This is a genomic window from Mycobacterium sp. NGS63 (assembly GCF_059812295.1).
Genome location: NZ_JCALCJ010000005.1, coordinates 72,274 through 97,247, shown reverse-complemented (window position 1 = coordinate 97,247; position 24,974 = coordinate 72,274). Strand labels below are relative to the sequence as shown.

The window sequence follows — 24,974 nt, the reverse complement described above, 5'->3', positions numbered from 1 at the left end:
TCGGGGTTTATTAAGGGAAACTAAACTGGTGACACGATGACTTGCGCCTGCTGCACCCTCGGAATCGACACCAAGATCACGCTGCTCGCGGCGGGGCTGATCTTCCTCCTCGCACTGATTCTCGGCGTCTGGAAGTACCGCCAGATCATGGCCGCCGAAGACCACCGCGCCCACGTCTACGTCGACATCGCACATCGGGCGGCGTTGCTCTACTCGTTTGCGACGCTGCTGATCGCGGTGTTCGTGCAACTCAGCGCGTGGCCGGCCTGGGTCAACCTGACCGCCGCGATGGTCGTCGTGTTCTTCTTCGTCACGGCCATCCTCGCGTACATCTATCACGGTGCGCGGCGCGACACCGAGAACCAGTTCGAGCACCCCGGCCGGGAAACCAGGGTCTCGATGGCCCTGCTCATCCTCGGCGAGATCGGCGGCTTCGGCGTGATCCTCGCCGGCTTCATCGCCGGCCAGTTGGTGTGATGGACCCCGTCGCCGCGCTGAGGCAGATCGCCTACTACAAGGACCGGAGCCGCCACGACCCCCGGCGGGTGATGGCGTACCGCAACGCCGCCGACATCATCGAGGGCCTCGACGACGCGGCGCGCGAGCGGCACGGCCAGGCCAACAGCTGGCAGACGCTGCCGGGGATCGGCCCCAAGACCGCCAAGGTGATCGACCAGGCGTGGTCCGGTCGCGAGCCCGACCTGCTGGTCGAATTGCGTTCGGCAGCAGAGGATCTCGGCGGTGGTGATATCAGGTCCGCGCTGCGCGGGGACCTGCACCTGCATTCGAACTGGTCGGACGGGTCGGCGCCGATAGACGAGATGATGGCCACGGCCGTCGAGCTGGGCCACGAGTACTGCGCGCTGACCGACCACTCGCCGCGGCTGACGATCGCCAACGGCTTGTCGCCGGAGCGGCTGCGCGCGCAGCTCGACGTCATCGACAGGCTGCGCGACGAGTTCGCGCCGCTGCGCATCCTCACCGGGATCGAGGTCGACATCCTCGACGACGGCAGCCTGGACCAGGAGCCCGAACTGCTCGAGCGGCTCGACGTCGTCGTGGCGAGCGTGCACTCGAAGCTGTCGATGGATTCCGCGGCGATGACCCGCCGCATGATCAACGCCGTCTCCAATCCCCACACCGACGTGCTCGGCCACTGCACGGGCCGGCTGGTCTCCGGCGGCCGCGGCATCCGGCCCGAATCGAAGTTCGACGCCGAGGCGGTGTTCACTGCCTGCCGCGAGCACGGGACGGCGGTGGAGATCAACTCCCGCCCCGAGCGCCGCGACCCGCCGACCCGGCTGCTCAAGCAGGCGCTGGAGATCGGCTGTGTGTTCAGCATCGACACCGACGCGCACGCGCCCGGGCAGCTGGACTTCCTCGGCTACGGCGCCCAGCGCGCGCTGGACGCCGGCGTGCCCGTCGACCAGATCGTCAACACCTGGCCGGCCGACAAGCTGCTGGAGTGGACGGGCTCGAACTAACCGTCAGTCCGGCAGATGCGGCATCTCGAGGCCCGGGTCGCGGCCGATCAGCACCGCGGGCGTCAGCGCGGATTTGCCGTAGCGATCGCGCACCCGGTCGATGGCCGCGTCGATCGCCGGCGACTCTCCGGTGAAGGGCAGCATCAACTGCTGGGCGCCGCTGCGGTCGATGCCCGAGACCGCGAAGCCGACCAGGGTCAGGCCGCGCTGGGCGATCACCGGCGCGGCCGACGCAACCAACCGCCGCGCCGCGGCCAGGATGGGCTGCGTCGACGACGTGGCCAGCGGCAACGTGTGTGAGCGCGTCGCCCGGCCGAAGTCGTCGAAGCGCAATCGCAGCACCACCGTTCGGCCAGTGCGCCCGGCGGCGCGCATCCGGCCGGTGATCCGGTCGATCAGGCTGACCACCACCGCGTCCAGCTCGGCGGCGGACATGCGGTTGCCCGCGCGGCCCAGCGCCCGCTGCGCGCCGATGGACCGGCGCCGCACGCCGGTGGTCACCCGGCGGCGGTCGATGTTGCGGGACAGCGCATACACCTGCCGTCCCATGGCCGGCCCGAGCAGCGACGCCAGCGTCGACTCGCTGAGCTCGGCGACGTCGGCGACGGTCGCCAGGCCGTGCGTGCGCAGCTTCTCGGCGGTCACCGCCCCGACGCCCCACAGCCGGCGCACCGGCAGCGGCCGCAGAAACGCCAGTTCCCGGTCGGGCGGCACCAGCAGGAGCCCGTCGGGCTTGGCTTCCTGGCTGGCGACCTTGGCGAGGAATTTTGTCCGGGCGACCCCGACCGTGATGGGCAGGCCGACGCGATCGCGCACGTCGGCGCGCAGCCGCTCGGCGATCTGGACCGGCGTGCCTGCGACGCGGCGCAGACCGCCGACATCGAGAAACGCCTCGTCGACCGAGAGCGCCTCGACGATCGGCGTGCAGTCGCGGAACACCTCGAACACCGCGTCGCTGGCGCGCGAATACGCGGACATCCGGGGAGGCACCACCACGGCGTGCGGGCACAGCCGCCGCGCCTGGGCGCCACCCATTGCGGTGCGCACGCCGTAGGCCTTGGCCTCGTAGCTGGCCGCCAGCACCACCCCGCCTCCGACGAGCACGGGACGTCCCCGCAACGCCGGGTCGTCGCGCTGTTCGACGGACGCATAGAACGAATCCAGGTCCGCGTGCAGGATGGACGCGTCACACCGCACGAACATATGTTCGCACGAGGCTACGACAGTTAGTTGGCCTCGCCGTAGATGCTGCTGACCCAGATGTGGGTGAGCGTGTCGACGACGCGGTCCTCGTCGACGGCCGGCGTCTCGGACGAGAGCGCGGCCATCATCGTGCGCTCGTTCATCTGGTTCAGCGAGGTCGCCAGGTCGGCGGCCGGGATGGTCTCGGGGGCGGCGCCGCGGGCCCGCTCGGCGGTGATCATGGCCGCGGTCTGGTCGATCCACTTCTGCATGAAGCCCAGCCACACCGACCGCAGCTCCGAACTCGTGGCCAGCGCCTCGGTCGCGGCCCGCGCCAACGTGCGGTGCGAGCTGAACGCGGTGAAAAACGCCTTGATGCCGTTGCGCCAGACCCGGCGCGGATCGGAGGGCAGTCGCTGCACCGCGCCGTCGAACTCGGAGTCGGCGCGCGCGATGATCGGCTCCAGCAGCGAGATCAGCACCGCTTCCTTGGACTTGAAATAGAAGTAGAACGTCGGCCGCGACAGGCCCGCCCCCTTGGCCAGGTCGTCGACGGAAATGCCGCCGAACCCCCGCTCTTCGAGCAGCCGCTCGGCCGTCGCGAGGATCGCCTGCTCGCGGTCGTCGCCCGAGGGGCGCAGGGCGCGGCGACCGCGCAGCGCGCGAGTCTGGCCAACGGTAGTCACGGCCGCTACTTTACACGCCGTTGAGAATTTCGACAGGGTGTTGACCAACTCAACACACCGTTGATAGCGTGGCGTCATGACTGAGCACCTCGACGTCCTCATCGTCGGCGCCGGCATCTCGGGGGTTAGCGCGGCCTGGCACCTGCAGGAGCGCTGCCCGACCAAGAGCTACGCCATCCTGGAGCGCCGCGACGACCTCGGCGGCACCTGGGACCTGTTCAAATACCCGGGCATCCGCTCGGACTCCGACATGTTCACCCTCGGGTTCCGGTTCAAGCCCTGGCGCTCGGCGAAGTCGATCGCCGACGGCGCCTCGATCAAGGCCTACATCAGGGAGACCGCGGCCGAGAACGGGATCGACCGCAAGATCCGCTACGGCCACCGGGTGGTGGCCGCCGATTGGTCCGACGCCGACAACCGCTGGACCCTGACCGTCGAGCACGACGGCCAGCAGAGCGAGATCACCTGCAGCTTCCTGTTCGCCTGCACCGGCTACTACAACTACGACGAGGGCTATTCGCCCACCTTCCCCGGCGCCGAGGATTTCGGCGGCACGATCGTGCACCCGCAGCACTGGCCGGAGGACCTCGACTACGCGGGCAAGAAGATCGTCGTCATCGGCTCCGGCGCCACCGCGATCACCCTGATCCCGGCCCTGGTGAACTCGGGCTCCGGCCACGTCACGATGCTGCAGCGCTCGCCGACCTACATCGGCTCGCTGCCGGGCGTAGACCCCTTCGCGGTGCGGTTCAACCGGTGGCTGCCCGACCGGCTGGCGCACATCGCGAACCGCTGGAAGGCCATCGCGTTCAGCACCTTCCAGTACCAGCTGTCGCGCAAGCGGCCGGCCTACATGCGCAAGACGTTGATGACGATGGCGCAGCGCCGCCTGCCCAAGGGCTACGACGTCGAAAAGCACTTCGGGCCCAGCTACAACGTGTGGGATCAGCGGCTGTGCCTGGCCCCCGACGGCGACTTCTTCCGGACCATCCGGCACGGCAAGGCGGACGTCGTCACCGACACCATCGACCGGTTCACCAAGACAGGCATCAAACTTGCCTCGGGTGAGGAGCTGCAGGCCGACATCATCGTCACCGCAACGGGTTTGAACATGCAGTTGCTGGGCGGGGTGAAGCCGACCAGGAATGGTCAGCCCTTCGACCTGCCGTCGCTGATGACCTACAAGGGCCTGATGTTCTCCGGCGTCCCGAATTTCGCGATCACCTTCGGGTACACGAACGCGTCGTGGACGCTGAAGGCCGACCTGGTCTCGGAGTTCGTCTGCCGGTTGCTGAACTACATGGACGCCAAGGGTTTCGACATCGTCGAGCCGCAACATCCGGGCGAGGACGTCGACGAGCTGCCGTTCATGGACTTCAGCCCCGGCTACTTCCAGCGCTCGATGCACATCCTGCCCAAATCGGGGTCGCGTGCGCCGTGGCGGCTCAAGCAGAACTACTTCTTCGACATGCGCACGATCCGCCGCGGCAAGGTCGCCGACGAGGGACTGCGGTTCGCCAAGAAGCGTGCGGCGGTGGCGGCTTAAGGTTGCCGGAATCTAGACGACGATGATGCCGTCGTCGTCGCTGTAGGCGGTCTCGCCTGGCACGAAAGTCACGCCGCCCAGGCTGATTTCGACGTCCCGTTCCCCGGCTCCGGCCTTGGCGCTCTTGCGCGGGTTGGTGCCCAGCGCCTTGATGCCGATGTCGATGCCGCGCAGCGCGGCGGCGTCGCGCACCGCGCCGTTGACGATGAGCCCGGCCCAGCCGTTGGACCGGGCCAGCTCCGCGATGACGTCACCGACCAGCGCGGTGTGCAGCGAGCCGGCGCCGTCGATCACCAGCACCCCGCCGTCGCCCGGGCCCGAGAGCACCGATTTCAGCAACGCGTTGTCCTGAAAGCAGCGCACGGTGCTGATCGGCCCGGCGAATTGCGAACGACCGCCGAACTGGCGGAACTGGAGGTCACAGCTGCGCGCGTCGGCGCCGATGCTGTCGACCAGGTCGGCGGTCGGCTGGAAGCGCACGCCCACCTCAGCGGCGCCGCAGCTGCCGGATCAACAGGATCGCCAACAGGCTCAGCGCCACGGCGACGATCAGCGGCACCGGCGACTGGCCCGGCGCGGCGGGCTCGGCGTGCGGCGAGACGGGGTTGGGGGCGTCGTCCACGGTCGACTTGGCTTGTGCCGCAGCGTCTTTGGCGGCCGCGGCGAGCTGGCCGTTGCTCTCGATCCGGTGCTGCACGCCGAGGGGTGGCTGCTCGGCCGGCTTCGGGGCCTCGGCGCTCTTGGCGGGAGCCTTTTTGGCCGGGGCTTTTTTGGCGGGCGCCTTTTTGGCGGGCGCCTTTTTCGCAGGAGCTTTTTTGGCGGGCGCCTTTTTCGCGGGCGCCTTCTTGGCGGCCTTCTTGACGACCTCAGCGGGAGGTTGCTGCTCCGGCGGGATCGGCGCGCCGTCGGGTCCGCTGTCGGGTTGGTCCTGCGGGTCGGTCATGCGGCCGCTCCTTACAGCTGTCTCGGTGTTTCTCTTGCGCGCCGGTTCCCATCATGCCAGGGCGCTCAGCGCCGGCCCCGCAGCGCCCAGAGGCCGGCCGCCGCGACCAGGGCGGTGGCCACCACCACAAACGGCCAGACGGGGATGGCCCGGCCGGCGCCCGCCGGGCCCGCGGCGGGCGGCCCCGGCGATCCCGCACCGGGGACGCTTAACCGAAACGACCAGGACCCCGACACGACGTGGCCGTCGGCCGAGGTCACGCGGTAGTTCACCGTGTAGGTGCCCGCCGGCCCCAGCGGTCGCAGGCCGACGGAGACGGCCGCGCCCTGCACGGTCGGCTCGCCGGTCGACCACACGTTGCCGTCGGGCCCGACGACCGTCATGGCCGCGAACGTGGTCTGCAGCCGTTCGTTGAACGTCGCGGTCACCCGGTCGGGGCCGGTCGCCAGGACCGCGTTGTCTGCGGGGTCGGCGGCGACGCGCGCGGCGTGCGCGGAGGCCGGCTGGGCGGTCAGGATTGCGGCGGCCATTGTGGCGGCCATTGTGGCGGCCAGCAGCAGGCCCGCCCACGCGGCGACCGCCCGGCGCGTCATGTCCGCCGGCGGAGCAGCGCGAGTGCGACGGCCAGGGCGGCCACCACCAGGGCCGCCCCGCCCAGCAGGCGGGCGCTGTTGTCCGGCGCGGCGGCGTGGTCGGCGGGCGCACCGGGCGCCGGATGGTGCGCGTGCGGCGTCCCGGCGGATCCGGTGAGCGTCAGCGCGGGCGCCGGATGTTCCGGCTCCCCGCCGCCGGGCAGCGGCGGCTGATCCCACTTCACGACCGACCCGTCGGCGTAGGTCTGCGTGGCCGGGAAGCTGACGGTGTCGGCGTCGGGCAGCTGCACCGACAAGCGGAACAGCGCGAATTGGTCGGGCCCGATGCCGCCACTCGGCGCCGCCGTCCAGCTCACCGAGCGGACCGTGCCCGACGCCGCGTCGCGGTCGAGCTTGGCCGTCCAGCCGGGCATGGTTTCGGTGCTGGCGGAGCCGACGTTGGGGAGGTCGACCGTCAAGCCGGTGGTGGCCGCGCCGGTGCTGGATTCGTTGGGGACCTTGAAGGTCACGATCGCCACGGCGCCGCGCACGGGGTTGTCGGCGCTGGCGTGGACGTGCGCCCAGGCCGACGGGACGCCCACCGCCGAACCGAGATACAGCGCGGCGGCCGCGGCGAGCGGGATCAGGACACGCACTGGGGTGGTCAGGTCAGCCCGAGCCGGGCCATCAGGTCCGCCTCGATGCCGTCGAGCTGCGACGAGACCGCGGCGTGCGCGGCCCGGCGGCGCGCGGGCGGCATGTGCTCCGCGGCCGTGATCGCCGCCGACAGATCGGCGAGGCGTTCGGTGATGGCGGTGACGAACTGCCGGGTCTCGGGGTCCTTGGGCTTGCGCTCCTGAACCGTCCGCAGCGACTTCTCCGCGCCGGCGAGCCGGGCCGACAGTTGGGCGCCATGCCCGGAGAACTGGCCGATCTGGGCCAGCGGGATGCCGAGCTGATCCGCGCGCCGCTGGTCGATGAGCGCGCGGGCGGCCATCGCGGCCCGATAGATCACCGGCATCAGGATGGGGGCCAGCAGCCGGGACACCGTCAGCATCCGGCGGATCCGCGCCGGCGACAGCAGCTTGCCTTCCCGGGCGGCCTTGAGCTCGGCCTCGGCGACCTTCAGGGCCGTCCGGTCACTGTCGCGCTGCGATTTGATCTGCGCCCGCAGCGCCCGCTCCGCACCGCGCCGGTCGGCCTTGAGCCGGCGGGCGTCGTTCTTGGCGGCCAGCTTGGCCTCCAGCTTGGCGCGGGCCCGGATCGCGCGGGCCTCGGCGCGTCGCGTCGCGCGACTCTTTCGCTTGCGGAACAAGCTCATTCCCGGCCGCCTCCCGGTATCTCGTGATTCGTCGCGCTCGCGAACGCGCGATCCGAGAGCCAACCCTAATCGGAATACGCCGACGACAGCCGTTCAGGTCGGGATGTTCCGCTAGGCGTCCAGGCGCTCGAGGCGGCGCAATTCGTTGACGCGCTCCACGACGTCCTGCTGCGCCTGCGGCGACAACCCCGCGGCGGCCGCCGCGATGCGGCGCACACCGTCATCGCGCATCGAGGCCAGCCACGCCAACTCCTGGTCGAGCTTCTCGTAGTACTCGTCGTCGGTGAAGTAGGCCGGCTTGATGCGGAAGAAATTGGCGAGGGCGGCCATGGTCGCCGACGACGGGTTGGTGCGGTTGCCGGAACGTAGCTGGGACAGATAGGGAGCCGACATCGTGATGCCCTCCGCCTTGAGCGCCGCGATCACCTCCGCCGAGGTGTGCGGCCCGCGTCCGGGTGGATACACCGTGTCGAACAAGCGGTTGAGGCGGGCAGCGAACGTCGTGCTCATCGATATGACCTCCACTGGGCTGGAGAGTGATTGTTACCTAGGTGTATTTGCTGACCATGGTAGCGACGGTTTCAGTCGGCAGCCAGGTGCAAACCTCGGGCGGTTCGGCGCCGGCGTTGCCGACGGTTGCCGAATCCCCACTCGACGAGGGTCTAACTAATTCGCTGAGGTGTCCACCGTAAACGTGAAACTCACAGGTTATACGCAGAATCGGGGGGGACGGGCGAGGTGGCGGGCCGATGGACGCACGGCGGGCCGCAGGATCCCCCCGAGGATGCTGGGCAGTTGCACCGCAACCGGACGGCAACCCTGGCCGATTGTTGACATCCTTTGCTGTCAGGTCTGAAAGTGCCCCGCAAAACCGGGCAAGGGTGCACCTTATCGCCCCCGGAGATACCCCCGGGGGCGAGCGCGGGTAGCGGCGGCGGGAGGCAAGCGGCGCCGCGGGCGGGTCAGGTGACGGCCGGCGTCCTCCTCGTGGGCGCAGCTTCTCTTCGGTGCCGGCGCAGAGTTTGCGCCGCGGCCACCGCCGCGGCGGTCAGCGCCACCGAAACGGTCACGGCAAGGGCCGCCGAACGCCACCCGAGCGCGTTGTCGAACAGCATCCACAGCCCGAACATCAAGAACAGCAGGCTGGCCAGGGCGTGGAGGAACCCTTGGGGAAGGCGCCGATGCAGCAGCGTGCCCACCCCGATCGCCAGCGCGTCGGCCAAAACCATGCCCAGGGTCGAGCCCAGCCAGACGCCGGCCCAGTGGTGGTGGCTGGCCAGCGTGATGGTCGCCAGGGATGTCTTGTCGCTCAATTCGGCGAGGCTGAACGAGGACACGACGGTCAGCAGCGCGAAGCGCGGTTCGCGGTCGGCCGATTCGCCGGGGTCGTCGGCGCCGCCCTCGCGCCACGCCCATACCGCGAAGATCAGGAACGCGAGCGCCGACGCGAACGCGATCGGGCGTGCCGGCAGGGTGGCGCCGAGGAAGTGGCCGATCGCGACCGTGACCCCGTGCACCGTGCAGGAGGCGATTGCCACGCCGGCCAGCACGACCCACCAGCGGTAGCGCAGGGCGTACGTCATGGTGATGAGCTGGGACCTGTCGCCGAGTTCGGCGACGAAGACGACCCCGAGGGTCAGCAGCGTGGCGGCGAGCATGGGAGGCGACCTTTCGACACGTCGTCGGTGACGATCCACCGAACATCGGTCGAAGGTCTCGCCCACCGGTCCCCGTGGGACCGGTTCGCCGGCCGGGCTGTGCGCCAGTATGTCGACACGACGATTGGGGGCTACTCCCCTTCGCTAACGGTCCCCAGGCTAACGGCCGGACCGGCCGGACGCCAGAAAGACGGGCAAGTTCGGAAACCCGTATTTGCCGATTCGGTGGCCGAATTCCGGGGTTCGAATTGCCTTATGCCGCAAGCAGCATCGCCAGAATCGCGGTGTCGGGGTGGCTGATCGGGTCGACGCCCACCCGGCTCACCATGGACGTGATGGTTCCGTCGGCCTCTGCCTCGACCCAGGCCGCCCGGTGCTCCAGTCCGAGGTACGGCAGCCCCGGCAGCAAGACGCACCCGGACGCCGCGCCGTTGCACTCCGGCAGCGAGGGCGTGGTTTCCGACGGCGGATGCAGCATCAGCAGCGCCGGTGGTTGATGGTCGGCGAAATAGCCTGGCCGGATGGCTGATTCACCGAACACCGTGCCCTCGGCCAACACCAGGCCCACGGTGCCCGGCTCGGGTTCGTCGGGCAGTTCCTCACGCGCCCCGAAAACCGTTGTGGTGGAGAGCAATCCGGGCAACGACGCGACCCTGACCGCCACCATCAGCAGTTGGGCCCATTCTTTGGTCGAATCGGGCCAACGGCCCGAGATCACAAACCCTTTCAGGGCGCCACGGGCGTGGAAGGGCGAAACCCCGATAGGACGGTCCGAACCGGTCTCCATCGCGACCTCCCGTGTGACTGATCCGCTCGATTAACCACACCGGTAACCCGAATAATTCAGCATGCCTGCGGTTCAGGCGCGGTGCAACTCGACACGGCCGGTGATCGGGTAAAAGGCAAGGGCGCCACGCGATCCGCGTGACGCCCCGCCCTTGCGCGAAAGCCGTGTCAGCCGAAAATCAGCCCGTTGGTTTTCGACGTCGCCGCCGCGTAGCGCTTCTGCACGTCGGCCCAGTTGACGACGTTCCAGAACGCCTTGACGTAATCCGCCTTGACGTTCTTGTACTGCAGGTAGAAGGCGTGCTCCCACATGTCGACCTGCAACAGGGGGATGATCCCGAGCGGGACGTTGGCCTGCTGGTCGTACAGCTGGAAGGTCAGCAGCCTGTTGCCGAGGGTGTCGTAACCGAGCACGGCCCACCCCGAACCCTGCAGGCCGTTGGCGGCGGCGCTGAACTGGGCGCGGAATTTGTCGAACGACCCGAACGCGTCGTCGATGGCCGCGGCGAGGTCGCCGGTCGGCTTGTCGCCGCCGTCCGGCGACAGGTTCTTCCACCAGATCGAGTGGTTGACGTGGCCGCCGAGGTGGAACGCCAGGTTCTTCTCGTTCAGGAAGATCGCGGCGTGGTCGTCCTTGGACCGCGCCTCCTCGAGTTTGGCGATGGCGTCGTTGAGGCCCTTGACGTAGGTCGCGTGGTGCTTGCTGTGGTGGATCTCGTTGATCTGACCGGAGATGTGCGGTTCCAGCGCTGCGTAATCCCAGTCCAAGTCGGGCAGGGTGTATTCAGCCACGGCATTCCTTTCCTCGATGATCGTTGGTGATCGTCTTGACGCGCATTCGCACGGGCTCCGCCACGCGGCGGCCTGGCCCCGAGCTTCACCAGTCAACCCTGCTCCATGACCGCGCGCGCCGCAAGGATGAGCGCTACGCGCCAGGGATACCCGGCCGGGGTGATTTCAATACAAGACGATGACGGCGAGAACCGCGAGCAACGCCAGGGCGATGAGGGCGGCGCGCAACGCGGCGACGCTATAGCTGTGGTTACAGGCGGGCGAGCCGGGATACGAGTTCGACGCGGCCGGCGAACCCGGACCGAACGACTGCGTGGCCATCAAGCGCCTTTCACCTGCACCCCCACCGTTTAGTGAGGTGAGTCACAAACGATTTTTCGTGACGGTGATCATAACCCCTTGCACCCGGCTTGAAAAACGCGCCGCTCCCATGGCGTCCCGACGCGGCGACCACCGACAGATGCTTAGCGAGCCAATACATTTCGCTCGGGTGCCGGACGGGCCTGTTTATGGCACAGCCGTACCACCCGGTGGTTATCCACAGTTGCGGCGCGGGGCGACCGATCGGAGCTTGCTGACGCGATATGTACCCCCGCGGTGTTTGTGGATAAACCTGTGGAAACTGTGGATAGCCCTGGGAAATTGTTTTGTTGCCCGACCGGACGCGGCAGCGGCTTACGGCGGCGCGGTTACGCTGGTCCGGTGATCCAGGTGTGCTCCCAGTGCGGCACGCGGTGGAACGTGCGCGAGCGGCGCCGCGACTGGTGTCCGCGCTGCCGCGGGGCGCTGATGGCGCCCCTGCCGGAGATGTCGGCGTCCGACCCGCGGTGGGGCGCCCAGAGCGGACCGCCGCCAGCCGGACCGCCCCCGGCCCCGGCGTGGCAGCGCACCGCGCCGCGGCTGCCGGCGGGCTTCCGCTGGATAGCCGTACGGCCCGGCGCGGCGCCTCCCGCGCGACGCGGGCGACGGTCGCTGGGCCCCACGCCGCGCTACGCCGTCATCCCGCGCTGGGGATTGGCCGACCGCGTCGAGCAGGCTCCGGCACCTACCGAAAAGCCTTCGCGCACAGGGCCGTCGGCGCCCCTCGTTCGTACCGCGCTGTTGTTGAGCGTGCTGGTCCTCAGCGTCACCGCCGTGGTGTATGTGGTGCGCTATGTGCTGTTGATGATCAACCGGAACACCCTGCTGAACTCGATCGTGGCCATCGCCGCGGACTGGTTGGGGATCCTGGCCAGCGTGGGTGCGCTCGCGGCGGTGATCACCTCCGGCGTGGTGTTGATCCGCTGGCTGATCGCGCGCCGGGCCGCCGCCTTTGCCCACCACGGCCTGCCGGAGCCGCGTTCCGTGCGGGCCTTGTGGGCGGGCTGCGCGGTGCCGCTGGCCAACCTGCTGTGGGCCCCGGTCTACGTCATCGAGCTGGCGACCGTCGAGGAGCACTACCCGCAGCTGCGCAGGCCGATCGTCGAGTGGTGGATCGCGTGGATTATCAGCTACCTGGTCTCGATCTTCGCCATCGTCACCAGCTTCGCCACGGACGCCCAGGGCATCGCCGACAACACCGTGCTGATGGTCTTCGCCTATCTGCTCGCGGCGGCCACGCTGGCCACCGTCGGCCGGGTCTTCGAGGGATTCGAACGCAAGCCGGTCGAACGGCCCGCGCACCGGTGGGTCGTGGTGGAACCGGAGGGTGGCGCATCCGGCCCTCCGGTTGAGCTGGAGGGGCAGGAACCGGCAGCATAGGGGTATGCCCTGGGCCGACGACGTGCTCGCCGGGCATCCCTATGTCGTCGCCCACCGGGGAGCGTCGGCTGCCCGGCCCGAACACACGCTGGCCGCTTACGATCTCGCGCTCAAACAGGGTGCCGACGGGGTGGAATGCGACGTGCGGCTGACCCGCGACGGCCACCTGGTCTGCGTGCACGACCGCCGCCTGGACCGGACGTCGACGGGAGCCGGTCTGGTCAGCACGATGACCCTCGCCGAGCTGCGCGAGCTCGAATACGGCGCGTGGCACGAGAGCTGGCGGGCCGACGGCACGCACGGCGACACCAGCCTGCTGACGCTGGACGCCCTCGTCTCGCTCGTTTTGGACTGGCACCGGCCCGTGAAGATCTTCGTCGAGACCAAGCACCCGGTCCGCTACGGCTCGCTGGTGGAGTCCAAGCTGCTCGCGCTGCTGCACCGCTTCGGGTTGGCCGCGCCCGCTTCCGCCGACCGGTCCCGCGCCGTGGTGATGTCGTTCTCGGCGGCCGCGGTCTGGCGGATCAGGCGGGCCGCACCGCTGCTGCCGACGGTGCTGCTCGGCAAGACGGCGCGCTACCTGGCCAGCAGCGCGGCCACCGCCGTCGGCGCCACCGCCGTCGGACCCTCGTTGGCGACGCTGAAGGACTATCCGCAACTGGTGGACCGCGCCGTCGCGCAGGGCCGGGCGGTGTACTGCTGGAACGTAGACGAGTACGAAGACATCGACTTCTGCCGGGACGTCGGCGTGGCCTGGCTCGCCACCCATCACCCGGGCCGCACCAAGGCCTGGTTGAACAACGGGCCGGCGGGCGACAACTAGTCAGCGCTGCCCTTCCAGCGCGGCCGCGGGCACCGGCGCGTCGGCGGCCAGCGCGCCGAACAGCTCGCCGGCGACCGAGTGATCCCACACCACCACCGCGCCGGCGTCGCTGGTGGTGAACTCGCCGATCGGCACGGTCACCGCGGTCGGGGACGCGTGCAGGGCCCAGCCGAGCCGGGCCAGGTCCCACACGTGGTCACCGCGGTCGACGGTGATGGCGTCGGCGGCCGCGCGGGACACCGAATACCAGCGCAGCGGGTTGAGCCACACCGCCGGGTTGGCGGCGCGGTGCAGCAGCGCCGACAGGAACTGGCGCTGGTTGGCCATCCGGTCGAGATCGGCGCGGGGCGTGTCGCGCGTCCTGACGTAGCCGAGCGCGTCGCGGCCGCCGAGTTGCTGGCAGCCCGCCGGCAGGTCGATCCCGGCCAGGGGATCGTTGATCGGCGCGGCCGGGCACGCGGTGACCCCGCCGAGCGCGTCGACGAGCCCGGCGAACCCGGCGAACCCGATCTCGACGTAATGGTCGAGCCGCAGCCCGGTGGCCTGCTCGACCGTGTGCGTCAGCAAGGGCGCCCCGCCCATCGCGAACGCCGCGTTGATCTTGTCCTTGCCGTGATCCGGGATCGGCACATAGGAGTCGCGGGGGATCGACACCACCGTCGCCGGGGTGCCCGACCCGAACTCGGGCACGTGGACCAGCAGGATCGTGTCGGTGCGGCTGTTGCCGACGTCGCCGCCGGTCGCCAGGTCCTGCTGCTGCGAGGGGGTCAGGCCCAGGCGGCTGTCCGAGCCGACGATCAGCCAGTTGGTGCCGCGGCCGGCCGCCGGGCGGCCGGCATAGTCGGTGAGTGCCTGTTCGCGGCGCAGCTTGGTGTCGAACCACACGGCCCCGCCCAGGGCGCCGGCGGCGGCGAGCAGCGCGGTGATCAACACCGCGAGCGCGCACGCCCGGACCCAGCGGCGCTTCCGTCGCGACCGCGGGCCGACGGGCCGCGGCGGGGGGACGGATGGCCCGGTGCCCGGCGGCGCCACCCGGCGCAGCGGCGTCGTCGCCGGCTCGGTGGCTGCCCGGGACAACATTGGCGACGGCTCGGGGCGCCGGCGTACTGAGGGCCGCCGCCGCGCGGGGGGTCGCTCGTCGCTCACCCGGATAACGTACGTGGACGCCGCGCCCAGCCCGGGCAGCTACCGTCGTGCGCGCAGCCCGTTGATGAACGGGCAACCCATCAGCACCCGGATGGCCTGGCTTAGCCCGGTCATGTCGTCGACTGGCCGATGAAACGGCAGCCGGACGTCTTGGTCGCCGTCGTCGCCCTCGACGCGGAACCGCACGCCGTAGCGGTCCAGGCCGAGCGGGCGGACCGGCCCGCGCCGCAGCGGCGCCGGCAGCCGCGACACCAGCCGGGCAACCACGTCGTTGTGGACGGTGTCCAGGTGCCAGAGCAGGCCGGCCTCGACCTCGCAGAACGGGTCGGGCCGGGCGGCGAGCAGGTCCGCGAGGCCGACGGGCTCCGCGCCGCTGGCGTCGGTGACGACCACGGACGCGACCTCCAGCCGCAGCAGCGTGTAGCGGGGATCGCCGTCGGATGGCGCCGACCTCGGGGTCTCGACCTGAAGCAGCGCCGGGTTCGGGCACTCGGCGGCGATCAGGTCCAGCACGTCGGTGACCATGTCGGCCGGCACCCGATGCAGGCGGCCGCGGACCCAGACCAGCGAGCGGACGGGTTCGCGCAGCGGAAGCGGCGCGTAATCCGTCAGCTCCAGCACCGCCTGCGATCCGGAGACCGGCCAGCTCGCCTCGCCCACGACGTCGACGGGCAGCGCGACGGCGAAGGACCCGTCGGGCAGCAGATGATGCACCGGCGTGGCCACCGGGTCCTGGCGCGCCGGCCCGGTTTCTAAGGCCAGCAGGGCGCCGGCGGCCCGCGCGCAGGCGCTGCGAATGCGTTCGGCTGTCGTCGGCGCGGTGCTGCTCAGCGTCGTCACACGTCCTCCTCGACGAAATTAGGTAAGCCTAAGTTAACTTACGACCCAGGGCGCCGCAAGGCCTGTTTGGCGTGCAGCGCCATTAGGGTTGGGGGCGTGGTCCGCATCGCCTACCTCGGTCCCGAGGGGACGTTCACCGAGGCGGCGCTGCTGCAAATCACGGCCGCCGGGCTGGTTCCCGAGCCGGGCGCCGTCCGCCAGCTGCCGATCGAAAGCACCCCCGCCGCGCTCAACGCGGTCCGCGACGGCGACGCCGACTACGCGTGCGTGCCGCTCGAGAACTCGATCGACGGTTCGGTGATGCCCACCCTGGACAGCCTGGCGATCGGATCGCCCCTACAGGTGTTCGCCGAGACGACGCTGGACGTGACGTTCAGCATCGTCGTCAAACCCGGCTCCGAAGCCGCCGCCGACGTACGCACCCTGGCGGCGTTTCCCGTGGCGGCCGCGCAGGTGCGCCAGTGGCTGGCGGCCCATCTGCCCGGCGTCGAACTCAAGCCCGCCTACTCCAACGCCGACGCGGCGCGGCAGGTGGCCGAGGGCCACGCGGACGCCGCCGTCACCTCGCCCTTGGCGGCGTCGCACTGGGGTCTTCAGTCCCTGGCCGACGGCGTCGTCGACGAGCCCAACGCGCGCACCCGCTTCGTCCTGATCGGGCTGCCCGGGCCGCCCCCGGCCCGCACCGGGGCCGACCGCACCTCGGTGGTGCTGCTCATCGACAACGTGCCGGGCGCGCTGCTGGCGGCGCTGGCCGAGTTCGGGATCCGCGGCATCGACATGACCCGCATCGAATCCCGCCCGACGAGAACGGAACTCGGGACCTACGTGTTCTTCGTCGATTGCGTCGGCCACATCGACGACGACGCCGTGGCCGAGGCACTCAAGGCGCTGCACCGTCGTTGTGCCGATGTGAGGTATCTGGGTTCATGGCCGACGGGGTCGGCCGCGGGGGTGGCGCCGCCGCCGGCCGACGAGGCATTGCGCTGGCTGGAGCGGCTGCGCGAGGGCAAGCCCAACGGGGGACCGCAGCGATGAGCGGTCGGTTGGTGCTGTTGCGGCACGGGCAGTCCTACGGCAACGTCGAGCGCCGGCTGGACACCCGGCCGCCGGGCGCGGAGCTGACGCCGCTGGGCCGCGACCAGGCCCGGGCGTTCGCCCACGGCTGGGAGCGGCCGGCGATGCTGGCTCACTCGGTGGCCACCCGGGCGTCGCAGACGGCCGGGGTGATCGGCGCCGAGGTGCACCTGGGCGCCGCGGAAGTCGCCGGCATCCACGAGGTGCAGGTCGGAAGGCTGGAGAACCGCAACGACGACGAGGCGGTCGCCGAGTTCAACGCGATCTACGAGCGCTGGCATCGCGGCGAGCTCGACGTGCCGCTACCCGGCGGGGAGACGGGCAACGACGTCCTGGACCGCGTCGTGCCGGCGCTGACCGAACTGCGGATGCGCTACCTCGACGACGACGACTGGAACGGCGACATCGTCGTCGTCAGCCACGGCGCGGCCATCCGGCTGGCCTCGGCCGTCCTGGCCGGGGTGGACGCCAACTTCGCGCTGGACAACCACCTGGAAAACGCCGAATCGGTGGTGTTGGCCCCGATCACCGACGGGCGGTGGAGTTGCCTACGCTGGGGCGCCGCGACCCCGCCGTTCTATCCGCAGGCCGACGCGAGCCCGGTCGCCGACGCGGTCCGCTCAAGCACCGATCCGATGGGCTGACGCCGCATCGTCCGCGCATTCGCAGCCGACGGCGTCGCAGTCGACCACGAACGCGTGGGGCAACAGCTCGGGGCTGTCGCAGTCCGGCTCGGTGCATTCCGGCCGGCCCCAGAACCCGCCCCCGCTATGGCGAATGATGGTGCCGTGGCAGTGATCCAAGCCCGCCCGGCACTCGCGGCACTCAGCGCTCATACGCCGTTCATAGCACCCGGCCCCGACGATCTCGGGATGCCGCGCCCATCGGCCGGCGGGGGTTTCTAGGACCAGCCGAGTTCTTCCAGCCGGTCGTCGTCGATGCCGAAGTGATGGGCGATCTCGTGGATCACCGTGATCGCCACCTCCTCGACGACGTCGTCGTCGGAGTCGCAGGCGTCGAGCAGGGCCTCGCGATAAATCGTGATGGCGTCCGGCAGCGCGCCGGCGTAGTCGGAGTCGCGTTCGGTCAGCGCCACCCCCTCGTACAGCCCGAGCAGCTCGGCGTCCTCGGGGTGGCGGTCCTCGACGAGGACGACGACGTTGTCCATCGCGGCCGCCAACTGGGGCGGGATCAGGTCGAGCGCATCGGAGACCAGCTCGTCGAACCGCTGCGGATCCATCCGCACGGGCACGCGGCTAGCCCCCCGGCGCGGGCGCGGGTTCGGCCGGCGGAGCCGGCGGGGCGGGCGGCGGCTCGGGCGGGGGAGGGGGCGGCGGCGGTGGCGGCGCCTCGGGTGCCGGGGGCGCCGCGGGTGGCGGCGGCGCACCGGCGTCGGCCGGGGGCGGGACGTCCTGCGGCGCCTGGCTGGACGGCGCGCGCGGCGGCGTCACCACCGGCTGCTGTTGCGGCAGGTGCTGATTGTTCGGCGGGATGGCGTCCGGCGCGGTACTGGTGGGCTGGCTCGGCGCCTGCACGGGTATCGGCGGCATCGTCAGCCGCTCCTCGGGGATGTCGGGCGGGGCGACCGGGGGCTGCCCGTTGATCAGCAGCTGCCCCTTGGCGCTGTTCACCAGCGTGGCCCAGCCCCCGTTGCCCAGCGTCGCGCCGATGCTGCACGCGACCGAGCGGCTGCCCGCCACCCAACTCTGCAGCGACACGGTCGGGTAGATCAGGGTCAGCGTGGTGGTGCGCAACTTGGTGGGCGCCAGATAAGCGTCGGTCATCTTCGTGCACGAATCCTTGATGAACCCGTCCTGGTCGGGCTCGGCGGGCAGGGCGCCCGGAAACTTTTCGGCCAGGTTCACCCGGCCGGTGACCTCCATCGCGTGCGGCGCCGCGCAGTCGACCGGGACGTCGATCGGCTGGTTGGTCGCCGAGTCGATGCCCAGGCAGGTGCCGGCCGGCCAGACCTTGGACTGGTCGACGTCGGAGACCTTGCCCTTGAAGATCTGCTGCTGGTTGTTGGCCCCCGGCAGCTGCAGGCCGCACAGCATGCGACGGTCGCCGGACTGCCGCCAGGCCCGATCACCGGCCCACAGCAGGCTGACCATGAACTTGCTGTTGGGATCGAACTTGGGTCCCAGGTAGTTGTGGACCGCGGGCTCGCACTGCTCCTGCGTCATCTGCTGGATCCGCCCCGGCGACGGGGGAGCGGCGTTCGGCCCGTACTCCGAGCCCGGGAAGGTCCGCATGTCGACGGACTCGGCCACCTCGAACTTGTGGTCGTCGGCGCAGTTGACGATGCTGGCGGACTCCGGCGTGACGTCGGGCCACATCAGGCAATCGCCGGCCTTGGCGCGGTTGAAGGCGGCGTCGCTCTTGGTCCCGGTGCTGGGCACCGGGTCGATGTAGCCGGCCAGCCGCCCCGGCCCGGTGCCGACCGGGATCGCGGTGGCCACCCCGGCGATCAACAGGCCGCCGAGCGCGGTGAGCAACAGCCCCCGCCTGGTCGCGGTCGCCTGCAACCCGCGCGGCCAGCGGAAGCCGGCCGACGACCGCTCGGCGGGGACGTCAGCGGGACCGCCGGGGGTGTCCACCTCCGGGGCTTCCTTCGCTTCCTGCTCGGGCGCTTGCGACATCCGTTCCATTCTGACAGGGCCGATGAAGCGGCGTGACGGAAGTTGCGCAAGTCGACCAGTGGGACGGCCGGCGGGGTGCTCTGGCGTTCGGGCGGGGCCGCAAAAGTAGTGTCGTGGCCGTGATCGACCTGAAGCTGCTCCGGGAAGACCCCGACGCCGTGCGCCGTTCGCAAGCCAGCCGCGGCGAAGACCCCGCGCTGGTGGACGCCCTGCTGACCGCCGACGCCGACCGGCGCTCGGCGATTTCGGCCGCCGACGACCTGCGCGCCGAGCAGAAGGCCGCCAGCAAGAGCGTGGGCGCCGCGACGGCCGAGGAGCGCCCGGCCCTGCTGCAGCGCGCCAAGGACCTCGCCGAGCGGGTGAAGGCCGCCGAAGCCGCCCAGGCCGACGCCGAGGCGGCGTTCACCGCGGCGCACCTGGCGATTTCGAACGTCATCGTCGACGGCGTGCCCGCGGGCGGGGAGGACGACTACCGGGTCCTCGACGTGGTCGGCGAACCCGCCGCGCTCGAAAACCCCAGGGACCACCTGGAACTCGGCGAGTCGCTGGGGCTGATCGACATGGCTCGCGGCGCCAAGGTCGCCGGGTCGCGGTTCTACTTTCTGACCGGCCGGGGTGCGCTGTTGCAGCTGGGCCTGCTGCAACTGGCCCTGCGTCTGGCCGTCGACAACGGCTTCATCCCGATGATCCCGCCGGTGCTGGTGCGCCCGGACGTGATGGCCGGCACCGGTTTTCTGGGCGCCCACGCCGAGGAGGTGTACCGGCTCGAGGCCGACGACCTCTACCTGGTGGGCACCTCCGAGGTGCCGCTGGCCGGGTATCACGCCAACGAGATCCTGGACCTGTCCGGCGGCCCGCTGCGCTACGCGGGCTGGTCATCGTGCTTCCGGCGCGAGGCCGGCAGTCACGGCAAGGACACCCGCGGCATCATCCGCGTGCACCAGTTCGACAAGGTCGAGGGGTTCGTCTATTGCAAGCCCGACGAGGCCGAAGCCGAACACCAGCGGCTGCTGGGCTGGCAGCGCGAGATGCTGGCCCGAATCGAGGTGCCCTACCGGGTGATCGACGTGGCCGCGGGCGATCTCGGCTCGTCGGCCGCGCGCAAATTCGACTGCGAGGCATGGGTTCCCACGCAAGGGGCCTACCGCGAACTGACGTCGACGTCGAACTGCACCACCTTTCAGGCACGCCGACTGGCCACGCGCTACCGCGACGACCCAGATTTCAAAGGCAAGCCGCAGATCGCCGCCACGCTCAACGGCACGCTGGGCACCACCCGCTGGCTGGTCGCGATTTTGGAGAACCATCAGCGGCCCGACGGCAGCGTCAGGGTGCCCGACGCGCTGGTTCCGTTCGTCGGGGCCGAGGTGCTCGAGCCGAGTTGAGTGCGGCCCGGCCGGGGGTGTGCCCGAACGCGCGCCGGTAGGTGTCGATGAAGGCGCTGGGCGTGGCCCAACCGCATTGGGACGCAACGGAAGTGACGTCGTGGTGCTCGGCGATCAGCACCAGCGCGTGCTGCAGCCGCAACTGGGTGCGCCATTGCGGGAACGTCATCGCCAGCTCCTCGCGGAACAGCCGGCTCAGAGTGCGTTCGGCGACGCCGATCCGGGCTCCCAACTGCCGCAGGGTCAACGGCGCGCGCAGGTCCTCGGCGATCAACGCGCACGCTTCCTTCAGCTCCGTCGTGTGCTTCACGATGCTGCACCACGTCCCCGACGCGCGGACGCAGAACCGGCTGTTCGGCGAGGCCTTCCGGGTGCTGCGGCCCGGCGGGTTTTTCGCCGGCAGCGACGGCGTGCCGTCGCTGTCCTTCCGGCTCATACACATCGCCGACACCTACAACCCCGTCGCGCCCGACGACCTGTCCCGGCGCCTGGAGAGCGCGGGATTCGCCGACGTCCACGTCGACGTGTCGGGGGGCCGGCAGCGCTGGCGCGCCACCAAACCGGTTGCCGCCTAGGCCCTGGCGAAGGTCGGACTGCCCGCCTCCAACGGCACGCGGGCCACGCGCGCGGTGAAGCTGATGGCGTGGTACCAGCCGCACAGCATGGTGAGGTCGAGAATCTCGCGCTCGTCGAACTCCCCGCGCAGCGCCCGCCACAGCGCGTCGTCGATGTCTCGGTGATCGCACAGCGCGTCGACGGCGCGAATCAACAGGCGATCTCGTTCGTTGGTCCAGCACGCATCGTCGGCGCCGCCGCGCGTCAGCGAACCGATCTGGTCGGGATCCAGGCGCGCCTTCGCCGCGAAAAAGGCGACGTGCACGCCCCATTCGTACTCGCAGCCGCACCGCGCGCAGGTTCGGTCGATGACGACCTCGCGATCACGCAGCGACAGCGACAGCGAGCGGCTCAGCTCGTAGCCGCCCCAGCCCGTCATCGCCTCGGTCATCGGCAGGTTTTTGACCATGGTGCGAAACAGCGCGATCGGTGGGACCCCCGGCGGCATCATCCGCTGCAGCTGGGCGGCCACGGCCGGTTCGTGGGGTGGGTGCAGCGCCCCGATCCGAGGCGTTACGATTTCCGTAACCATGGAAGAGAAAGCTACGTTACGGAAATCGAAACGTCAATCGGAGATTGGTCCCGGCCGGCCGGCGCGCGGGTCGGCGACGGGGCGGCCGATCATGGCCGCCCTCGATCTGCTGGGCCGGCGCTGGTCGCTGCGGGTGCTGTGGGAGCTTCGCGACGGTCCGCTGGGTGCGCGGTCGTTGCGCGAACGCTGCGATGCCATGTCGCCCAGCGTTCTCTACGACCGCCTCGGCGAGCTGACGGGCGCGGGGCTCATCGTCCAGCGCGACGACCAGTGCTACGAGCTCAGCGAGCTGGGCCGGTCGCTGGGAAAGGCGTTGATCCCGTTGGAGCAGTGGGCCAGCCGCTGGGCGGAGACGATGCGCTGAGCGCTCCTAGGCGTCCACCGTTTCGCGGGATTGGGCGTGCCGCCGCTGGCGCTCCAGGGTCGCGAAGTAGAACGCGAACGCGAACGCGAAGCTGGTGAACAGGCTGGACACGAAGTACAGCCACGGGCGCCGCAACCCCCGGCGATAGCCGTCGACGATGGTAAACAGCGGCAGCAGAATCACATTCGCGATCGTGTAGTCCTGGCTGGCCGAGCTGGCCGCCGGATTGGTGAACATCAGCCGGATGTAGTCGGCCCAGCTGCCCGGGCCCCAGATCGGGTTCGTCGAGCCCTGCGCATACTGCTGCACGAAGTGCACGTTGAACCACCACCCCAGCACCACCGACGCGATGCCGACGACGTAGTACACGACTTCCAGCGGCGAGAACAATGGGCCGCCGGCCGGCCGCGAGAAGACGGCGGGGTTGGAGGCGACGATCCAGCCGATGACGGAGAGCCCGAGAACCGCGTGCACGAGAAGCGAGACCATGGCCGCAGTCTCACCCCGGCCGGCAAGTTTTGTCAACAATGTCAAAACGAGCGGAAGCCAAAATCATTGCTTGGTACCTTACTGAAATGGTCCGGCCCGCGCAGACGGCGCGCAGCGAACGCACCCGGGAGGCGCTGCGCCAGGCCGCCGTGGTGCGCTTCCTGGCCCAGGGTGTCGAGGACACGTCAGCCGAGCAGATCGCCGCGGACGCCGGGGTGTCGCTGCGGACCTTCTACCGCCACTTCGCCTCCAAGCACGATTTGCTGTTTGCCGACTACACCGGGCTGAATTGGTTTCGCGCCGCGCTGGACGCCAGACCCGCCGACGAACCGGTGATCGACTCCGTGCAGGCGGCCGTCTTCGCGTTCCCCTATGACGTTGAGGCCGTGACGAAAATCGCGGCGCTGCGGGGCGGCGACCTCGACCAGGGCCGCATCGTCCGCCACATCCGGGACGTCCAGGCCGACCTGGCCGACGCCATCGACGACCAGCTGCAAAAACGTAGCTGCGCCAAGGAGCTCCCGCCCGATGGCCGGCTGCGCAGCACGGTGACCGCCCGCTGCATCGCCGCCGCGGTGTTCGGGGCGATGGAGGCCTGGATGGTCGGCGACGACCGTTCACTCGGCGAGCTGGCGCGCATGTCGCACCTGGCGCTCGAATCGCTGCGCGGCGGCGTCACCGACAGTTGGTCCACCTGGGCCACCCGCTGACTTTCGTCATAATTGACAAAACTTTCGGCGCATGCCAGCCTGCAGTGCGGGAGGTCAGATGTCTCACTATGACGCGATAGTCATCGGCGCCGGGCACAACGGGCTGGCCGCGGCGGTGCTGCTACAGAAGGCCGGGCTGCGCACCGTGTGCCTGGACGCCAAGCTCTACGCGGGCGGGATGGCCTCCACGGTCGAGCTTTTCGACGGGTACCAGTTCGAGATCGCGGGCTCGGTGCAGTTCCCCACGTCGGCCGTGGTCGTCGAGGCGCTGGGGCTGGACACCCTGCCCACGATCGACCTGGAGGTGATGTCGGTCGCGCTGCGCGGCGTCGGCGACGAACCGCTGGTCCAGTACAGCGACCCGGTCAAGTTGTTCACCCACCTCAACGAGGTGCACGGGGCCGACGCCGTCAACGGGATGGCGGGGCTGATGGCGTGGAGCCAGGCGCCCACGCGCGCGCTGGGACGGTTCGAGGCAGGCACGCCGCCCAAGACGTTGGACGAGATGTATGCCTGTGCCACCAACGAATTCGAGCGCTCGGCCATCGATGACATGTTGTTCGGCTCCGTCACCGACGTGTTGGACCGCTACCTTCCGGACCGCGAGAAGCACGGCGCGCTGCGCGGCTCGATGACCGTGCTGGCCGTCAACACCCTCTACCGCGGGCCGGCCACCCCGGGCAGCGCGGCGGCGCTCGCGTTCGGGCTGGGCGTGCCGGACGGCGACACCATGCAGATGAAGAAGCTGCGCGGTGGCATCGGCGCGCTCACCGCCCACCTGGGCGAGCTGGTGCAAAGCCACGGCGGCGAGGTGCGGCTGCGCAGCAAGGTGACCGAGATCCTGGTGTCCGACGGGCGGGTGACCGGGGCGCGCACCGAGGCGGGGGAAACGTTCAGCGCGCCGATCGTCGTCTCCGGCATCGCCCCCGACGCCACCCTCAACGAGATGATCGATCCCGCGGCGCTGCCCGCCGACATCCGCGACCGCTACGCGCGCATCGACCACCGCGGCAGCTACCTGCAGATGCACTTCGCCCTGGACGAGGCGCCCCGGTTCGCCGCGCCCTACGAGGCGCTCAACGACCCCGCCATGCAGGCGTCCATCGGCATCTTCTGCACGCCGGAGGAAGTCCAGCAGCAGTGGGAGGACTGCCGGCGCGGGATCGTTCCGGCCGACCCGACGCTGGTGTTGCAGATCCCGTCGCAGAACGACCCGGACCTGGCGCCCGCGGGCAAGCACGCCGCGTCGGCGTTCGCGCTGTGGTTCCCGATCGAGGGTGGCGACGAATCGGGCGACTCCGCAAGCTATGGCCAGGCGAAGGTCGAAATGGGCCAGCGGGTGATCGACAAGATCACCCGGCTCGCGCCGAACTTCGAGGGCAGCATCACCCGGCACACCACGTTCACGCCCCGGCACATGGGCGTGATGTTCGGCGCCCCCGGCGGCGACTACTGCCACGGGCTGCTGAACGCGAACCAGATCGGGCCCAACCGGCCCGGCCCGAAAGGCTTCCTCGGGCAACCGATTCCGATCGAGGGGCTGTACCTGGGCAGTGCCGGCTGCCACGGCGGGCCGGGGATCACCTTCATCCCCGGCTACAACGCGGCCCAGCAGGCGCTGGCCGACCGCGGCTGACGCCGGCCGCC

Annotated in this window: 29 protein-coding genes and 3 pseudogenes; 12 read left to right on the top strand and 20 right to left on the bottom strand. The window is 70.2% G+C overall.

Going from position 1 to position 24,974, the window contains the following annotated elements; translation table 11 throughout:
- Nucleotides 1–36: 36 nt before the first annotated feature.
- Both AC5Y4Z_RS14505 and AC5Y4Z_RS14500 read left to right on the top strand, forming a co-directional pair.
- Nucleotides 37–477 carry a hypothetical protein gene (locus AC5Y4Z_RS14505; RefSeq protein ID WP_499965022.1) on the top strand — a complete coding sequence of 147 codons (441 nt, stop codon included), beginning with the start codon at nucleotides 37–39 and terminating at the stop codon, nucleotides 475–477.
- On the top strand, nucleotides 477–1,484 hold the full coding sequence (locus tag AC5Y4Z_RS14500) for a PHP domain-containing protein (RefSeq protein ID WP_499965020.1): 1,008 nt from the start codon (nucleotides 477–479) through the stop codon (nucleotides 1,482–1,484). Before AC5Y4Z_RS14505 ends, AC5Y4Z_RS14500 begins: the two co-directional genes overlap by 1 nt.
- A 3-nt stretch (nucleotides 1,485–1,487) precedes the next feature.
- Here the strand turns inward: AC5Y4Z_RS14500 and dinB are convergent, their stop codons facing one another.
- Complete coding sequence (dinB, locus tag AC5Y4Z_RS14495) at nucleotides 1,488–2,687, bottom strand: DNA polymerase IV (protein WP_499965018.1); 1,200 nt, start codon at nucleotides 2,685–2,687, stop codon at nucleotides 1,488–1,490.
- Between the two features lie 23 nt (nucleotides 2,688–2,710).
- Entirely contained in the window at nucleotides 2,711–3,352 is a 642-nt protein-coding gene (locus AC5Y4Z_RS14490; protein WP_499965015.1) for a TetR/AcrR family transcriptional regulator, read from the bottom strand.
- A 76-nt stretch (nucleotides 3,353–3,428) separates the two neighbouring features.
- On the opposite strand from AC5Y4Z_RS14490, the gene AC5Y4Z_RS14485 reads away from it, so the two are divergent.
- Entirely contained in the window at nucleotides 3,429–4,898 is a 1,470-nt protein-coding gene (locus tag AC5Y4Z_RS14485; protein WP_499965014.1) for a flavin-containing monooxygenase, read from the top strand.
- Nucleotides 4,899–4,910: 12 nt separating this feature from the next.
- Here the strand turns inward: AC5Y4Z_RS14485 and rraA are convergent, their stop codons facing one another.
- The 10 genes from rraA to AC5Y4Z_RS14435 all read right to left on the bottom strand — a co-directional run bounded on the left by rraA (nucleotide 4,911) and on the right by AC5Y4Z_RS14435 (nucleotide 11,291).
- Nucleotides 4,911–5,384: a ribonuclease E activity regulator RraA gene (gene rraA / locus AC5Y4Z_RS14480; protein ID WP_499965013.1), complete on the bottom strand. Its 474-nt coding sequence runs from the start codon at nucleotides 5,382–5,384 to the stop codon at nucleotides 4,911–4,913.
- A gap of 1 nt (nucleotide 5,385) precedes the next feature.
- Complete coding sequence (locus tag AC5Y4Z_RS14475) at nucleotides 5,386–5,841, bottom strand: Rv3852 family protein (RefSeq protein ID WP_499965012.1); 456 nt, start codon at nucleotides 5,839–5,841, stop codon at nucleotides 5,386–5,388.
- Between the two features lie 65 nt (nucleotides 5,842–5,906).
- Nucleotides 5,907–6,383, bottom strand: a complete 477-nt coding sequence (locus AC5Y4Z_RS14470; RefSeq protein WP_499965499.1) for a copper resistance CopC family protein — start codon at nucleotides 6,381–6,383, stop codon at nucleotides 5,907–5,909.
- A 47-nt stretch (nucleotides 6,384–6,430) separates the two neighbouring features.
- Complete coding sequence (locus AC5Y4Z_RS14465; RefSeq protein WP_499965011.1) at nucleotides 6,431–7,069, bottom strand: YcnI family copper-binding membrane protein; 639 nt, start codon at nucleotides 7,067–7,069, stop codon at nucleotides 6,431–6,433.
- An 8-nt stretch (nucleotides 7,070–7,077) separates the two neighbouring features.
- Nucleotides 7,078–7,734 carry a DUF6474 family protein gene (locus AC5Y4Z_RS14460; protein ID WP_499965009.1) on the bottom strand — a complete coding sequence of 219 codons (657 nt, stop codon included), beginning with the start codon at nucleotides 7,732–7,734 and terminating at the stop codon, nucleotides 7,078–7,080.
- Nucleotides 7,735–7,845: 111 nt separating this feature from the next.
- Entirely contained in the window at nucleotides 7,846–8,244 is a 399-nt protein-coding gene (locus AC5Y4Z_RS14455) for a transcriptional regulator (RefSeq protein ID WP_499965007.1), read from the bottom strand.
- 452 nt (nucleotides 8,245–8,696) lie between these two features.
- Nucleotides 8,697–9,392: a TMEM165/GDT1 family protein gene (locus tag AC5Y4Z_RS14450; protein ID WP_499965005.1), complete on the bottom strand. Its 696-nt coding sequence runs from the start codon at nucleotides 9,390–9,392 to the stop codon at nucleotides 8,697–8,699.
- A 253-nt stretch (nucleotides 9,393–9,645) separates the two neighbouring features.
- Nucleotides 9,646–10,179, bottom strand: coding sequence for a peptidase (locus AC5Y4Z_RS14445; RefSeq protein ID WP_499965003.1), 534 nt, complete (start codon nucleotides 10,177–10,179; stop codon nucleotides 9,646–9,648).
- A gap of 167 nt (nucleotides 10,180–10,346) precedes the next feature.
- Nucleotides 10,347–10,970, bottom strand: coding sequence for a superoxide dismutase (locus AC5Y4Z_RS14440; RefSeq protein WP_499965001.1), 624 nt, complete (start codon nucleotides 10,968–10,970; stop codon nucleotides 10,347–10,349).
- A gap of 165 nt (nucleotides 10,971–11,135) precedes the next feature.
- Entirely contained in the window at nucleotides 11,136–11,291 is a 156-nt protein-coding gene (locus AC5Y4Z_RS14435; protein WP_499964999.1) for a hypothetical protein, read from the bottom strand.
- 381 nt (nucleotides 11,292–11,672) lie between these two features.
- Here AC5Y4Z_RS14435 and AC5Y4Z_RS14430 point away from each other — a divergent pair, with 381 nt between their 5' ends.
- Nucleotides 11,673–12,710, top strand: coding sequence for a DUF4328 domain-containing protein (locus AC5Y4Z_RS14430; RefSeq protein WP_499964996.1), 1,038 nt, complete (start codon nucleotides 11,673–11,675; stop codon nucleotides 12,708–12,710).
- 4 nt (nucleotides 12,711–12,714) lie between these two features.
- Entirely contained in the window at nucleotides 12,715–13,533 is an 819-nt protein-coding gene (locus AC5Y4Z_RS14425; protein WP_499964994.1) for a glycerophosphodiester phosphodiesterase, read from the top strand.
- Here AC5Y4Z_RS14425 and AC5Y4Z_RS14420 read toward each other — a convergent pair whose 3' ends face one another.
- Nucleotides 13,534–14,679, bottom strand: coding sequence for an LCP family protein (locus tag AC5Y4Z_RS14420; RefSeq protein ID WP_499964993.1), 1,146 nt, complete (start codon nucleotides 14,677–14,679; stop codon nucleotides 13,534–13,536).
- A gap of 39 nt (nucleotides 14,680–14,718) precedes the next feature.
- Nucleotides 14,719–15,519 (bottom strand): DUF2470 domain-containing protein, encoded by an 801-nt coding sequence (locus AC5Y4Z_RS14415; RefSeq protein ID WP_499964991.1) that lies wholly within the window; start codon nucleotides 15,517–15,519, stop codon nucleotides 14,719–14,721.
- Nucleotides 15,520–15,615: 96 nt separating this feature from the next.
- Here AC5Y4Z_RS14415 and pheA point away from each other — a divergent pair, with 96 nt between their 5' ends.
- Both pheA and AC5Y4Z_RS14405 read left to right on the top strand, forming a co-directional pair.
- Nucleotides 15,616–16,554 carry a prephenate dehydratase gene (pheA, locus tag AC5Y4Z_RS14410; RefSeq protein ID WP_499964989.1) on the top strand — a complete coding sequence of 313 codons (939 nt, stop codon included), beginning with the start codon at nucleotides 15,616–15,618 and terminating at the stop codon, nucleotides 16,552–16,554.
- Nucleotides 16,551–17,237, top strand: coding sequence for a histidine phosphatase family protein (locus AC5Y4Z_RS14405; RefSeq protein ID WP_499964987.1), 687 nt, complete (start codon nucleotides 16,551–16,553; stop codon nucleotides 17,235–17,237). Before pheA ends, AC5Y4Z_RS14405 begins: the two co-directional genes overlap by 4 nt.
- Here AC5Y4Z_RS14405 and AC5Y4Z_RS14400 read toward each other — a convergent pair.
- The 3 genes and pseudogenes from AC5Y4Z_RS14400 to AC5Y4Z_RS14390 form a co-directional block, all read right to left on the bottom strand.
- A complete protein-coding gene (locus AC5Y4Z_RS14400) occupies nucleotides 17,214–17,429 on the bottom strand; it encodes a hypothetical protein (RefSeq protein ID WP_499964985.1) in 216 nt (71 codons plus the stop codon). The genes AC5Y4Z_RS14405 and AC5Y4Z_RS14400 overlap by 24 nt on opposite strands.
- A pseudogene (locus AC5Y4Z_RS14395) lies at nucleotides 17,426–17,845 on the bottom strand (metallopeptidase family protein). The gene AC5Y4Z_RS14400 and the pseudogene AC5Y4Z_RS14395 overlap by 4 nt, the downstream one beginning before the upstream one ends.
- A gap of 4 nt (nucleotides 17,846–17,849) precedes the next feature.
- Complete coding sequence (locus AC5Y4Z_RS14390) at nucleotides 17,850–19,241, bottom strand: septum formation family protein (protein WP_499964983.1); 1,392 nt, start codon at nucleotides 19,239–19,241, stop codon at nucleotides 17,850–17,852.
- 110 nt (nucleotides 19,242–19,351) lie between these two features.
- On the opposite strand from AC5Y4Z_RS14390, the gene serS reads away from it, so the two are divergent.
- Complete coding sequence (gene serS / locus AC5Y4Z_RS14385; protein WP_499965498.1) at nucleotides 19,352–20,617, top strand: serine--tRNA ligase; 1,266 nt, start codon at nucleotides 19,352–19,354, stop codon at nucleotides 20,615–20,617.
- Here serS and AC5Y4Z_RS14380 read toward each other — a convergent pair.
- Nucleotides 20,559–20,909: pseudogene (locus AC5Y4Z_RS14380) on the bottom strand (helix-turn-helix transcriptional regulator); the annotation flags it as partial. The gene serS and the pseudogene AC5Y4Z_RS14380 overlap by 59 nt on opposite strands.
- Between AC5Y4Z_RS14380 and AC5Y4Z_RS14375 the strand changes: the two are divergent.
- Nucleotides 20,905–21,192 (top strand): annotated as a pseudogene (locus tag AC5Y4Z_RS14375) (class I SAM-dependent methyltransferase); the annotation flags it as partial. The pseudogenes AC5Y4Z_RS14380 and AC5Y4Z_RS14375 sit on opposite strands and share 5 nt — an antisense overlap.
- On the opposite strand, the gene AC5Y4Z_RS14370 reads toward AC5Y4Z_RS14375, so the two are convergent.
- Nucleotides 21,189–21,764 (bottom strand): carboxymuconolactone decarboxylase family protein, encoded by a 576-nt coding sequence (locus tag AC5Y4Z_RS14370; protein ID WP_499964981.1) that lies wholly within the window; start codon nucleotides 21,762–21,764, stop codon nucleotides 21,189–21,191. The pseudogene AC5Y4Z_RS14375 and the gene AC5Y4Z_RS14370 overlap by 4 nt on opposite strands.
- Nucleotides 21,765–21,855: 91 nt before the next feature.
- On the opposite strand from AC5Y4Z_RS14370, the gene AC5Y4Z_RS14365 reads away from it, so the two are divergent.
- On the top strand, nucleotides 21,856–22,128 hold the full coding sequence (locus AC5Y4Z_RS14365) for a winged helix-turn-helix transcriptional regulator (protein ID WP_499964979.1): 273 nt from the start codon (nucleotides 21,856–21,858) through the stop codon (nucleotides 22,126–22,128).
- A gap of 6 nt (nucleotides 22,129–22,134) precedes the next feature.
- On the opposite strand, the gene AC5Y4Z_RS14360 is transcribed toward AC5Y4Z_RS14365, so the two are convergent.
- Nucleotides 22,135–22,617, bottom strand: coding sequence for a DUF2834 domain-containing protein (locus tag AC5Y4Z_RS14360; protein WP_499964977.1), 483 nt, complete (start codon nucleotides 22,615–22,617; stop codon nucleotides 22,135–22,137).
- 86 nt (nucleotides 22,618–22,703) lie between these two features.
- Here AC5Y4Z_RS14360 and AC5Y4Z_RS14355 point away from each other — a divergent pair, with 86 nt between their 5' ends.
- Entirely contained in the window at nucleotides 22,704–23,327 is a 624-nt protein-coding gene (locus AC5Y4Z_RS14355) for a TetR/AcrR family transcriptional regulator (protein ID WP_499964975.1), read from the top strand.
- A gap of 58 nt (nucleotides 23,328–23,385) precedes the next feature.
- Nucleotides 23,386–24,963 carry a phytoene desaturase family protein gene (locus AC5Y4Z_RS14350; protein WP_499964972.1) on the top strand — a complete coding sequence of 526 codons (1,578 nt, stop codon included), beginning with the start codon at nucleotides 23,386–23,388 and terminating at the stop codon, nucleotides 24,961–24,963.
- Nucleotides 24,964–24,974 lie beyond the last annotated feature (11 nt).